Origin of the sequence: Acidovorax sp. SUPP3434 (assembly GCF_030159015.1) — a bacterium.
Classification (GTDB): Bacteria; Pseudomonadota; Gammaproteobacteria; order Burkholderiales; family Burkholderiaceae_C; genus Paracidovorax.
On the sequence record NZ_BQXL01000006.1, the window covers coordinates 42,903 to 55,614 of the forward strand.

The 12,712-nt window shown below is 65.8% G+C and carries 11 protein-coding genes; 10 read left to right on the plus strand and 1 reads right to left on the minus strand.

Annotated features, from left to right (window positions below; all coding sequences use genetic code 11):
- Positions 1–5: 5 nt before the first annotated feature.
- Genes nuoG through AVKW3434_RS11805 form a run of 10 tightly spaced genes read left to right on the plus strand, consistent with a single transcriptional unit; the run spans position 6 to position 10,715 of the window.
- Positions 6–2,144, plus strand: coding sequence for an NADH-quinone oxidoreductase subunit NuoG (gene nuoG, locus AVKW3434_RS11760; protein ID WP_284405990.1), 2,139 nt, complete (start codon positions 6–8; stop codon positions 2,142–2,144).
- The gene (nuoH, locus tag AVKW3434_RS11765; RefSeq protein ID WP_272567990.1) at positions 2,141–3,217 is read left to right on the plus strand and encodes an NADH-quinone oxidoreductase subunit NuoH; all 1,077 of its coding nucleotides are present in this window, start codon (positions 2,141–2,143) and stop codon (positions 3,215–3,217) included. The genes nuoG and nuoH overlap by 4 nt, the downstream gene beginning before the upstream one ends.
- Positions 3,218–3,229: 12 nt before the next feature.
- Positions 3,230–3,742 (plus strand): NADH-quinone oxidoreductase subunit NuoI, encoded by a 513-nt coding sequence (gene nuoI, locus AVKW3434_RS11770; protein ID WP_092744422.1) that lies wholly within the window; start codon positions 3,230–3,232, stop codon positions 3,740–3,742.
- Between the two features lie 34 nt (positions 3,743–3,776).
- Positions 3,777–4,445 carry an NADH-quinone oxidoreductase subunit J gene (locus AVKW3434_RS11775; RefSeq protein WP_284405991.1) on the plus strand — a complete coding sequence of 223 codons (669 nt, stop codon included), beginning with the start codon at positions 3,777–3,779 and terminating at the stop codon, positions 4,443–4,445.
- Positions 4,442–4,750 (plus strand): NADH-quinone oxidoreductase subunit NuoK, encoded by a 309-nt coding sequence (nuoK, locus tag AVKW3434_RS11780; protein WP_005793248.1) that lies wholly within the window; start codon positions 4,442–4,444, stop codon positions 4,748–4,750. The genes AVKW3434_RS11775 and nuoK overlap by 4 nt, the downstream gene beginning before the upstream one ends.
- A 29-nt stretch (positions 4,751–4,779) precedes the next feature.
- A complete protein-coding gene (gene nuoL / locus AVKW3434_RS11785; protein WP_284405992.1) occupies positions 4,780–6,819 on the plus strand; it encodes an NADH-quinone oxidoreductase subunit L in 2,040 nt (679 codons plus the stop codon).
- 13 nt (positions 6,820–6,832) lie between these two features.
- Positions 6,833–8,308 carry an NADH-quinone oxidoreductase subunit M gene (locus AVKW3434_RS11790; protein ID WP_272567995.1) on the plus strand — a complete coding sequence of 492 codons (1,476 nt, stop codon included), beginning with the start codon at positions 6,833–6,835 and terminating at the stop codon, positions 8,306–8,308.
- A gap of 24 nt (positions 8,309–8,332) precedes the next feature.
- On the plus strand, positions 8,333–9,826 hold the full coding sequence (gene nuoN, locus AVKW3434_RS11795) for an NADH-quinone oxidoreductase subunit NuoN (RefSeq protein ID WP_272551660.1): 1,494 nt from the start codon (positions 8,333–8,335) through the stop codon (positions 9,824–9,826).
- 40 nt (positions 9,827–9,866) lie between these two features.
- Entirely contained in the window at positions 9,867–10,175 is a 309-nt protein-coding gene (locus AVKW3434_RS11800; protein WP_284395538.1) for a DUF2818 family protein, read from the plus strand.
- 54 nt (positions 10,176–10,229) lie between these two features.
- A complete protein-coding gene (locus AVKW3434_RS11805) occupies positions 10,230–10,715 on the plus strand; it encodes a DUF1178 family protein (RefSeq protein WP_284405993.1) in 486 nt (161 codons plus the stop codon).
- A gap of 57 nt (positions 10,716–10,772) precedes the next feature.
- Here the strand turns inward: AVKW3434_RS11805 and AVKW3434_RS11810 are convergent, their stop codons facing one another.
- Positions 10,773–12,566, minus strand: coding sequence for an ABC transporter transmembrane domain-containing protein (locus AVKW3434_RS11810; RefSeq protein WP_284405994.1), 1,794 nt, complete (start codon positions 12,564–12,566; stop codon positions 10,773–10,775).
- Positions 12,567–12,712 lie beyond the last annotated feature (146 nt).

Here is a 12,712-nt window from a genome sequence, read left to right on the forward strand (position 1 = left end):
AGCATATGGTTGAAATCGAACTGGACGGGCAGAAGGTAGAAGTCGCCGAGGGCTGCATGGTGATGCATGCGGCCGAGAAGGCGGGCACTTACATTCCCCATTTCTGCTATCACAAGAAGCTTTCCATCGCCGCCAATTGCCGCATGTGCCTGGTGGACGTGGAGAAGGCGCCCAAGCCGATGCCGGCTTGCGCCACACCCGTGACGCAAGGCATGATCGTGCGCACCAAGAGCGACAAGGCCATCAAGGCCCAGCAGTCGGTCATGGAGTTCCTGCTGATCAATCACCCGCTGGACTGCCCGATCTGCGATCAGGGCGGCGAGTGCCAGCTGCAGGATCTGGCGGTGGGCTACGGCGGCTCTTCTTCGCGCTATGAAGAGGAAAAGCGCGTGGTGTTCCACAAGGACGTGGGTCCCCTGATCTCCATGGAGGAGATGACCCGCTGCATCCATTGCACCCGCTGCGTGCGCTTCGGCCAGGAAGTGGCCGGCGTGATGGAGCTGGGCATGATCCATCGCGGCGAGCACTCCGAGATCACCACGGTGCTGGGCGATACGGTCGATTCCGAGCTGTCGGGCAACATGATCGACATCTGCCCTGTGGGCGCGCTGACCAGCAAGCCTTTCCGCTACAGCGCCCGGACCTGGGAGCTGTCGCGCCGCAAGTCGGTGAGCCCGCACGATTCCACCGGTGCCAATCTCATCGTCCAGGTGAAGAACCACAAGGTGATGCGCGTCGTTCCCTTCGAGAACGAAGACGTCAACGAGTGCTGGATCGCCGACCGTGACCGCTTCTCCTACGAAGCCCTCAACGGAGACGAGCGCCTGACGCGCCCAATGCTCAAGCAGGGCGGCCAGTGGAAGGAAGTCGACTGGCAGACCGCGCTGGAATACGTGGCCAATGGCCTGCAGGGCATCCGTACCGACCATGGCGCCCAGAGCATCGGCGCTCTGGTGAGCCCGCACAGCACGCTGGAAGAGCTGTTCCTCGCCGGCGCGCTCGTGCGCGGCATCGGCAGCGACAACATCGACCACCGCCTGCGCCACGCCGAGTTCACCCAGGCCGATGGCATCCATTGGCTGGGCACGAGCATCGCTTCGCTGTCCTCGCTGCAGTCGGTGCTGTTCGTGGGCTCGAACCTGCGCAAGGACCATCCGCTGTTCGCCCAGCGCATTCGCCAGGCTGCGCGCAAGGGCTGTACCGTCAGTGCCCTCAACGCCGCTGCCTATGACTGGGCCATGCCCGTGGCGCAGTCCATCGTGGCGCCGGCCCAGGACTGGGCTGCGATCCTGGCCGACGTGGCCGCCGCTGTGGCCCAGGACCGCGGTGTGGCTGCCCCGGTGGCCACCGGCCGTGTGACCGACGCCTCTGCCGGCATGGCCCGTGCATTGGCTTCGGGCGAAGGCCGGGCCATCCTGCTGGGCAACGCCGCCGCGCACCACGCCCAGGCCTCGAGCCTGCTGGCGCTGGCCCAGTGGATCGGTGCCCAGACGGGGGCGGTGGTGGGCTACCTCACCGAAGCCGCCAACACGGTGGGCGCGCAGTTCGTCGGCGCACAGCCGCAGAAGGGTGGCCTGAACGCCGGCCAGATGCTGGCGGGCGGCCTCAAGGCGGCGCTGCTGCTGAACACCGAACCTGTCCATGACTCCGCCGCAGGTGCACAGGCAGCGGCTGCGCTGTCGGGTGCCGAGATGGTCGTGACGCTGAGCCCTTTCAAGGCCAACATGGAATTCAGCGATGTGCTGCTGCCCATCGCGCCGTTCACCGAAACCTCGGGCACCTTCGTCAATGCCGAAGGCCGCCTGCAAAGCTTCCATGCCGTGGTCAAGCCGCTGGGCGATGCCCGTCCCGCGTGGAAGGTGCTGCGGGTGCTGGGCAACCTGCTGGGTGTGCAGGGCCTCGACTTCGAGACCTCTCAGGACGTGCTGGCGAAAGCCACGGGTGCGACGGTGGCCGCTCCGCTTGCGCAACTGCCTGCCGACCGCCTGAGCAACAGCACGCGCGCTGCCATCGCCGTGCCCGCCGGTGCGGCTGCCGCTCCGGTCGTGGCCAGCATCTACCAGCTCGACGGGCTGGTTCGCCGTGCGCCGTCGCTGCAGTTGACGGCCGATGCACGCCGCACCGCTGAAGGAGTTGCCGCATGATCGACGCGCTGTACAACGGCGGCCTGCACCTGTTCGCCCAGTCCTGGTGGACGGCGGCGGTGTGGCCGGTGATCTGGAACCTGATCAAGATCGTGGCCATCGTGGCCCCCCTGATGGGCGCCGTGGCCTACCTCACGCTGTGGGAGCGCAAGCTGCTCGGCTTCATGCAGGTGCGCCATGGTCCCAACCGGGTCGGCCCGTTCGGGCTGCTGCAGCCGCTGGCCGACGGCCTCAAGCTGCTGACCAAGGAAATCATTCAGCCAACGGCGGCCAGCAAGGGTCTGTTCGTGCTCGGCCCCGTCATGGCCATCATGCCTGCGCTGGCGGCCTGGGTGGCGATTCCGTTCGGTCCGGATGTGGCCCTGGCCAACGTGAATGCCGGCCTGCTGCTGGTGATGGCCATCACCTCCATCGAGGTGTACGGCGTGATCATCGCCGGCTGGGCTTCCAACTCCAAGTACGCCTTCCTAGGGGCGCTGCGCGCTTCCGCGCAGATGGTGAGCTATGAAATCGCAATGGGCTTCTGTTTCCTCGTCGTCATCATGGTGTCGGGCAGCATGAACCTGACCGAAGTCGTGATGGGGCAGGGCGCCGGCATGGCCGCCGCGAAGGGCTTTGGCTTCCTGTCGTGGAACTGGCTGCCGCTGCTGCCGATCTTCATCGTTTACCTCATCTCGGGCGTGGCCGAAACCAACCGCCACCCCTTCGACGTGGTCGAAGGCGAGGCCGAGATCGTGGCCGGCCACATGGTCGAGTACTCGGGCATGGGCTTCGCCATCTTCTTCCTGGCCGAATACGCCAGCATGTGGCTCGTGTCCATCCTGGCCGTGCTCATGTTCCTGGGCGGCTGGCTGTCGCCGGTGGCGGCGCTGGACTTCATCCCCGGATGGATCTGGCTGGGCCTCAAGACCTTCCTCGTGGTGTCCATGTTCATCTGGATCCGCGCGACCTTCCCGCGCTTTCGCTATGACCAGATCATGCGGCTGGGCTGGAAGATCTTCATTCCGGTCACGCTGGTGTGGCTGCTTATCGTTGGCGCGTGGCTGCACTCGCCATGGAACATCTGGAATTGAGCGGGGACACCGATGACTGCTGTTGCTGCTACTGCATCCTTTTCGATCAAGGATTTTTTCAAGAGCTTCATGCTGGTGGAGCTGGTCAAGGGCATGGCCCTGACGGGTCGCTACGCGTTTCGGCGCAAGGTGACCGTTCAGTTCCCCGAAGAGAAGACGCCCCTGTCGCCCCGGTTCCGCGGCCTGCACGCGCTGCGTCGCTACGACAACGGCGAAGAGCGCTGCATCGCCTGCAAGCTGTGCGAAGCCGTGTGCCCGGCACTGGCGATCACCATCGAGTCCGACGTGCGTGCGGACGGTTCGCGCCGCACCACGCGCTATGACATCGACCTGACCAAGTGCATCTTCTGCGGCTTTTGCGAAGAGAGCTGCCCGGTGGACTCCATCGTCGAGACGCAGATCCTGGAATACCACGGCGAAAAGCGCGGCGACCTGTACTTCACCAAGGACATGCTCCTGGCCGTGGGGGACCGCTACGAGGCCGAGATCGCTGCAGCCAAGGCGGCCGACGCCAAGTACCGCTGAGCGCGGCTCCAGAACCCCTACAAAGACCCGATTCATGGACGCCAAGACTGGTTTCTTCTATCTGTTCTCGGTCGTGCTGCTCTTTGCAGCCTTCCGGGTCATCACCGCGCGCAACCCCGTGCATGCGGTGCTGTATCTCATCCTCGCGTTTTCGCAGGCGGCCGCCATCTGGCTGCTGCTGAAGGCGGAGTTCCTCGCCATCGCCCTGGTGCTGGTGTACCTCGGCGCGGTGATGGTGCTCTTCCTCTTCGTGGTGATGATGCTGGACATCCACATCGATTCCATTCGGCAGGGCTTCTGGCGGCACTTTCCGCTGGCGGCTTTCATCGGTGCGCTGATCGCCCTGGAAATGGCGGCCGTGCTGATGGGCGGTTTCCGCGGCATGGACGAGCCCAAGGCGGTGGCGGCCGTGGTCGATGCGGCGGGCCATGTGCTGCCTTACTCGAACACCAAGGCGCTGGGCAAGCTGCTCTACACCGAGTACCTGTACCCCGTCGAGATCGCAGCGGTCATCCTGCTGGTGGCGATGATCGCGGCCATCGCGCTCACCCTGCGCCAGCGCAAGGACAGCAAGGCGATCAACCCATCGCAGCAGATCCGTGTGCGCGCCAGCGACCGTGTGGCGCTGGTGAAGGTCGCCGCGACGCAAAAGCCTGCAGAGGAAGCAGCGGCGACGCCCGCTGCCGAGGAGAAGAAGGCATGACATTGACCCTGGGCCATTTCCTGTCGCTGGGCGCGATGCTGTTCGCGCTCGCCGTCATCGGCATCTTCCTGAACCGCAAGAACCTGATCGTGCTGCTGATGGCGATCGAGTTGATGCTGCTGGCCGTGAACATGAACTTCGTCGCGTTCTCGCACTATCTGGGCGACATGCACGGCCAGGTGTTCGTGTTCTTCATCCTGACGGTCGCCGCGGCAGAGTCGGCCATCGGCCTCGCGATCCTGGTGCTGCTGTTCCGCAACAAATCCAGCATCAACGCGGAAGACCTCAACACCCTCAAGGGTTGAGTCGCCGGTACTAGCCAAGGTCTTCAAGAATGAGCCAAACCCTTTCTGCTTCGACACTGCTGGCGGTGCCCATGGCACCGCTGGTGGGATCCGCCCTGGCGGGTATCTTCGGCACCGCCTTCGGCGGCAACCGGATCGGCCGGCGGCTGAGCCACACGCTGACCATTCTCGGCGTGCTGGCGGCCTTCGTCCTGTCCGCCATGACGCTCAAGAGCGTGGCCATGGACGGCGCGCGCTTCAACGAAACGCTCTACACCTGGATGGTGGTCGGCGGCCTCAAGATGGAGGTCGGCTTCCTCGTGGACAGCCTCACGGCCATGATGATGTGCGTGGTGACCTTCGTGTCGCTGATGGTGCACATCTACACGATCGGCTACATGGACGAAGACGACGGCTACAACCGTTTCTTCGCCTACATCTCGCTGTTCACCTTCTCGATGCTGATGCTCGTCATGAGCAACAACCTGCTGCAGCTGTTCTTCGGCTGGGAAGCGGTGGGCCTGGTGTCGTACCTGCTGATCGGCTTCTGGTTCAACAAGCCGACCGCCATCTTCGCCAACATGAAGGCGTTCCTGGTGAACCGCGTGGGCGACTTCGGCTTCATCCTGGGCATCGGCCTGATCGCGGCGTACACCAACACGCTGAACTACAGCGAGATCTTCGGCAAGGCGGGCGAGCTGGGCGCATTGTCGTTCCCGGGCACCAGCTGGATGCTGATCACGGTCATCTGCATCTGCCTGTTCATCGGTGCGATGGGCAAGAGCGCGCAGTTTCCGCTGCACGTCTGGCTGCCGGACTCGATGGAAGGCCCCACGCCCATCTCCGCGCTGATCCACGCCGCCACCATGGTGACGGCCGGCATCTTCATGGTGTCGCGGATGTCGCCGCTGTTCGAACTGTCGGACACCGCGCTCAACTTCATCCTCGTGATCGGTGCGATCACGGCACTGTTCATGGGCTTTCTGGGCATCATCCAGAACGACATCAAGCGCGTGGTGGCCTATTCCACGCTGTCGCAGCTGGGCTACATGACGGTGGCGCTCGGTGCCTCCGCCTACTCGGTGGCGGTGTTCCACCTGATGACGCACGCGTTCTTCAAGGCGCTGCTGTTCCTCGGCGCGGGCTCGGTCATCATGGGCATGCACCACAACCAGGACATCCGCTGGATGGGCGCCGTGCGCAAGTACATGCCCATCACCTGGATCACGTCGCTGCTGGGTTCGCTGGCACTGATCGGCACGCCGCTGTTCTCGGGCTTCTATTCCAAGGACAGCATCATCGAAGCCGTGCATGCCAGCACGCTGCCGGCCGCGGGCTTCGCCCACTTCGCCGTGCTGGCGGGCGTGTTCGTCACCGCGTTCTATTCGTTCCGCATGTACTTCCTGGTCTTCCATGGCAAGGAACGCTACGACCAGAACCCGGATGCGCACCACGACGACCACCATGCCCACGACGACCACCACGGCCATGGCCATGGCCACGATGCCAAGCCGCACGAGTCGCCCTGGGTCGTCACCGTGCCGCTGATCCTGCTGGCCATTCCTTCGGTGGTGATCGGCTTCCTGTTCATCCAGCCCATGCTGTTCGGCGACTTCTTCAAGGACGTGATCTTCGTCGACGCCGCCAAGCACCCCGCAATGGCGGAACTGGCGGAAATCTTCCACGGCCCCGTGGGCATGGCGCTGCACGGCCTGCAGACCGCACCGTTCTGGCTGGCCCTGGCGGGCGTGGCGGCGTCCTACTACATGTACATGGTCAACCCGGCCCTGCCAGCCGCGATCAAGCGAATCTTCCATCCGATCTACGTGCTGTTCGAGAACAAATACTACCTCGACTGGATCAACGAAAACATCATCGCGCGGGGCGCTCGCGCGCTGGGTACCGGCCTGTGGAAGGGCGGCGACCAGGCGGTGATCGACGGCGCGCTGGTCAACGGCTCGTGGAAGCTGGTGGGTCGCGTGGCGGGGGTGGTGCGCTGGTTCCAGACCGGCTACATCTACCACTACGCGCTGGTCATGATCCTGGGCATCTTCGCGCTCATGACGTACTTCGTTTGGCTCAACAAGTAGAGGGAAAACAAAAATGGGTTTGTTGAGTCTTGCCATCTGGGTGCCGATCGCGTTTGGCGCCCTGCTGCTGGCCTTTGGCCGCGATGAGCACGCACGCGCCGTGCGCTGGCTGGCCCTGATCGGGTCGCTGGTGGGTCTGGCCGTCACGCTGCCGCTGTACGGCGGCTTCGAGGCCACGTCCGCCGCAGCGCAATTCGTCGAGAAGGCGCAGTGGATCGAGCGCTTCAACGTCCACTACCACCTGGGTGTGGACGGCATCTCGTTCTGGTTCGTGCCGCTCACCGCGTTCATCACGGTGATCGTGGTGATCGCGTCGTGGGAGTCGATCACCGAGCGCGTGAACCAGTACATGGGCGCGTTCCTGATCCTCTCGGGCCTGATGATCGGCGTGTTCAGCGCGCTCGACGGCCTGCTGTTCTACGTGTTCTTCGAGGCCACGCTGATCCCGATGTACCTGATCATCGGCATCTGGGGCGGCCCCAACAAGATCTACGCGGCGTTCAAGTTCTTCCTGTACACGCTGCTCGGCTCGCTGCTGATGCTGATCGCGCTGATCTACCTGTACAACCAGTCCGGTGGCAGCTTCGACATCGCCACGTGGCACCAGCTGCCGCTGTCGGCCCGTGCGCAGACCCTGCTGTTCTTCGCCTTCTTCGCCGCGTTCGCGGTGAAGGTGCCGATGTGGCCGGTGCACACCTGGCTGCCCGACGTGCACGTGGAGGCCCCCACCGGCGGCTCCGCCGTGCTGGCCGCCATCATGCTGAAGCTGGGTGCCTATGGTTTCCTGCGCTTTTCCATGCCCATCGCCCCCGACGCCGCGCGCGAATGGGCCTGGCTGATGATCGCGCTGTCGCTGGTGGCCGTGATCTACGTGGGCCTGGTGGCGATGGTGCAAAAGGACATGAAGAAGCTGGTGGCGTATTCGTCCGTGGCGCACATGGGCTTCGTGACCCTGGGCTTCTTCATCTTCAACGACCTGGGCGTGTCAGGCGGGCTGGTGCAGATGATCGCGCACGGCTTCGTGTCGGGCGCCATGTTCCTGTCGATCGGCGTGCTGTACGACCGGGTGCATTCCCGTGAGATCGCGGCCTACGGCGGCGTGGTCAACACCATGCCCAAGTTCGCGGCCTTCGCACTGCTGTTCGCCATGGCCAACTGCGGCCTGCCGGGCACGGCCGGTTTCGTGGGCGAGTGGATGGTGATCCTGGGCGCCGTCAAGGCCAACTTCTGGATTGGCTTGGCCGCGGCCACGGCGCTGATCTTCGGTGCGGCCTACACGCTGTGGATGTACAAGCGCGTCTACCTCGGCCCCGTCGCCAACGACCACGTGAGGGACCTCAAGGACATCGGCGCCCGCGAGTTCCTGGTGATGGCCGTGCTCGCGATTGCCGTGCTGTACATGGGGCTGTACCCCCGTCCCTTCACCGACGTGATGGATGCTTCGGTGGCGCAGCTGCTCAAGCACGTGGCGCTGTCCAAGCTCAACTGACCAGACTGAAACGAGAGACTCGAGATGATTGACAACATCAGCTGGCTGGCGGTGTATCCGGAGATCGTGCTCCTGGTCATGGCCTGCGTGATCGCGCTCGTGGACCTGGGCGTGACCAGCCCACGGCGCACGGGCACCTACGTGCTCACCATGCTCACCCTGACCGTGGTGGCCGTGCTGCAGGCCCTGTATGCCAACACGGGCAACACGTTCTACGGCTTCGGCAACATGGTGGTGAGCGATGCCATGGGCAACTGGCTCAAGTGCTTCGCCACCGTGGCCATGATGGTCACGCTGGTCTATGGCCGCCCCTATGCCGGCGACCGCGACATGCTGCGCGGCGGCGAGTTCTTCACGCTGTCGATGTTCGCGCTGCTGGGCATGTTCATCATGATTTCGGGCAACAACTTCCTGGTGATCTACCTGGGCCTGGAATTGCTCACGCTGTCCAGCTATGCGCTGGTGGCCCTGCGCCGCGACCATGCGACCTCCACCGAGGCCGCGATGAAGTATTTCGTGCTGGGCGCGATGGCCAGCGGCTTCCTGCTGTACGGCCTGTCGATGATCTACGGCGCGACCGGTTCGCTCGACATCGGCCAGGTGTTCAAGGCGGTCAACTCCGGCCAGATCCGCCACCAGGTGCTGGTGTTCGGCCTGGTGTTCGTGGTGGCAGGCCTCGCCTTCAAGCTGGGCGTGGTGCCGTTCCACATGTGGATTCCCGATGTGTACCAGGGCGCTCCCACGGCCGTGACGCTGATCATCGGCGGCGCGCCCAAGCTGGCGGCCTTCGCCATCACCATCCGCCTGCTGGTGGACGGGCTGCTGCCGCTGGCCATCGACTGGCAGCAGATGCTCGCGGTGCTGGCCATCGGCTCGCTGCTGGTGGGTAATCTGGCGGCCATCGCCCAGACCAACCTCAAGCGCATGCTGGCGTATTCCACGATCTCGCAGATGGGCTTCGTGCTGCTGGGCCTGCTGTCGGGCGTGGTCAACGGCAATGTGGATGCTAACGCGGTCGAGAACGCCTACAGCTCCTCCATGTTCTACGTGGTGAGCTATGTGCTGACCACGCTGGCGAGCTTCGGCGTGATCCTGCTGCTGGCCCGCGAAGGCTTCGAGAGCGAAGAGATCTCCGACCTGGCGGGCCTGAACCAGCGCAGCCCGCTGTATGCCGGCGTGATGGCCGTGTGCCTGTTCTCGCTGGCCGGTCTGCCGCCGCTGGTGGGCTTCTACGCCAAGCTGTCGGTGCTGCAGGCCCTGGTGGCTTCGGGCCAGACGCTGTACATCGCCCTGGCCGTCTTCGCGGTGGTGATGTCGCTGATCGGCGCCTTCTACTACCTGCGCGTCGTGAAGGTGATGTACTTCGATGCGCCGCTCACCGCCGCGAACGTGTCGGCCCCGCTGGACGTGCGCATGGTGCTCACGCTCAATGGCGCGCTGGTGCTGGTGCTCGGCCTGCTGCCCGGCGGCCTGATGGCGCTGTGCGCCGACGCCGTCGTGCGCGCGCTAGCGACCTGAGCGCGCCCGGGTTTCCCCCTCCCAGGCCTTTGCCCCTCCTGTGTCCGCCACCGCGTCCATCTGGCTGGTGATCGTGCTGGCGGCCATCGGGGCCAACCTGCCGTTCTTCAGCCAGCGCTGGCTGTTGGTGGGCCCGAAGGCGGCGCCCACCAAGCCCATGGCGGCGCGCCTGGGCGAGATGGCCCTGCTGTACTTTCTGGTCGGTGGCGTCGCGCTGCTGCTGGAGCGCCGCGTGGGGCAGATCGCGCCCCAGCAGTGGGAGTTCTACGCGATCACCGCCACGCTGTTCATCACGCTGGCGTTTCCCGGGTTCATCTACCGCTACCTGCTGCGGCGCAACAAGGGCTGAGGCCCGGCGCATCGCTGGCCGACTGCCTCCGTTGCCTGCTCCATTCCCATTGCCATGAAAGTGCTCGATCTCCATTGCGCACAGGGCCATGCCTTCGAGGGCTGGTTCGGGTCCGAGGCCGATTTCCAGAGCCAGCTGGCGCGCGATCTCGTTCAATGCCCCCTGTGCGGCAGCAGCGAGATCCGCAAGGGCCTGAGCGCCCCGCGCCTGAACCTGGGCGCAACGCCCAACCCGGCTGCCCCGCGCGCCCGCGAGGACGGTGCTGGCCGCACTGCGGCGGCCCACCCATCCCCTTCCATGCCCCCGGTCGATTCTGCCCTGCAGGCCGCGTGGCTGCGGGTGGCCCGGCACATCGTGGCCCACACCGAAGACGTGGGGCCGCGCTTCGCGCAGGAAGCGCGCCGCATGCACCATGGCGAAACCGAAGAACGTGGCATCCGCGGCCAGGCCAGTGCCCAGGAAGCGGCCGAACTGCTGGAAGAGGGGATCGCCGTGCTGCCCCTGGTGCTTCCGGACGCGGCCAAGGAAACCTTGCAGTAGCCGCCTGCCGGTGCGTCGGCATCGCCGACCGGATGGCAGGCCTTGGCCTGCCAGCCTTCACTGCGTGAACTGCAGCGCCGCCAGCCGGGCGTACACGCCGCCCTGCCGGACCAGGTCCGCATGGCGCCCTTCCTCCACGATCTGCCCCTGCTCCATCACCACGATGCGGTCGGCGTTCTGCACCGTGGCGAGCCGGTGCGCGATGACCAGCGTGGTGCGCTGGCCGCTGTGGCGCTGCATGGCGGCGTCCAGCGCGGCCTGCACCATGCGCTCGCTTTCCGCATCGAGCGCGCTCGTGGCCTCGTCCAGCAACAGCAGCGGTGGGTTCTTGAGCAAGGCGCGGGCGATGGCGATGCGCTGGCGCTGCCCTCCGGACAGGCGCACGCCGCGCTCGCCTAGGAAGGTGCCGTAGCCCTCGGGCAAGGCCGCGATGAACTCGTGTGCGAAGGCGGCGCGCGCGGCCTCCTGCACTTCCTGCTCGGTGGCGCCGGGGCGGCCGTAGCGGATGTTGTCCAGGGCCGAGGCGGAGAAGATCACCGCGTCCTGCGGCACGATGCCCACGTGGGCGCGCAGGTCGCCGAGCGCCAGCCGGCGGATGTCCACGCCGTTCAGCGCGATGCCGCCGCCTGCGGCATCCACGTCGTAGAAGCGCTGCAGTAACTGGAACACCGTGGTCTTGCCCGCTCCGCTGGCGCCCACCAGCGCAACGGTTTCGCCGGCCGACAGCTGCAGGTCGAAGCCGCGCAGCGCCGGTGCCTGCGGGCGCGAGGGGTAGTGGAACGCCACCCGGTCGAAGTCCACGCGCAGTCCGCCGCCCGTGTCCGGCAGCGCCGCGGGCTGCGCGGGGCTGGCGATGGGCGATCGGCTGGCGAGCAGTTCCATGAGCCGTTCGGTGGCCCCGGCGGCGCGCAGCAGATCGCCGTACACCTCGCCGAGCACGGCCACGGCGCCCGCAAGGAACATGACGTAGATGACCGTCTGCCCCAGGTGGCCGGCCGACATCTCGCCCGCCAGCACTGCCTGCGTGCCCCGGTACAGGCCCCACAGCAGCAACGCCGCGTTGGCGATCACGATGAAGGCCACCAGCGCCGCGCGGGCCCGGCTGCGGCGCACGGCGGTCTGGAAGGCGTTTTCGGTGGAGGTTTCGAACCGGCGGGCCTCGCGCGATTCGGCCGTGTAGCTTTGCACGGCGGGCACGGCATTGAGCACCTCGGCCGCGATGGCGCTGGAATCGGCCACCCGGTCCTGGCTGGCCCGGGAGAGGCGGCGCACCCAGCGGCCGATCCACAGCGTGGGCAGCACCACGACCACGATGGCGGCAAACACCACCGACATGATGTACGGGTTGGTCCACACCAGCATCCCCAGCGCCCCCACGCCCATCACCGCGTTGCGCAGGCCCATCGACAGCGACGAGCCCACCCCGGTCTGCACGAGCGTGGTGTCCACGGTCAGGCGCGACAGCACTTCGCCGGTCTGCGTGGTTTCGTAGAACTGCGGGCTTTGTTCCAGCACGTGCGCATAGACGGCGTTGCGCAGGTCGGCCGTCACCCGCTCGCCCAGCCAGCTCACGGTGTAGAAACGCGCGGCGGAGAACAGCCCCAGCGCCACGGCCACGGCGAACAGCAGCCCGAAATGCTCGCGCAGCGCCATGGCCTGCTCGCCGCGCGTGGCGCCCACCAGCCCGCCGTCGATGAGTTCGCGCAGCGCCAGGGGAAACGCCAGCGTGGCCAGCGCGGCCAGCACCAGGAAGACCAGCGCGAGCGCAATGCGCCCGGCGTAGGGCCGGAGAAACGGCAGCAGGCCGCCGAGCGAGCGCGGGGCGCCGGGGGTGGGGGAGGAGGAGGGCATGGTGGCAGTGTAGGAGCCCGCGCTCGGATCGGCATGCGCCTTGCCGTGAAGCCTGCCGCAGCACGGGTTTGCTATTAATTTAATAGCTATCCAGGCAATCGGATCTAAGGCATGAGGCGGTTTTCATCCAAAGCCATGCCTGGGGC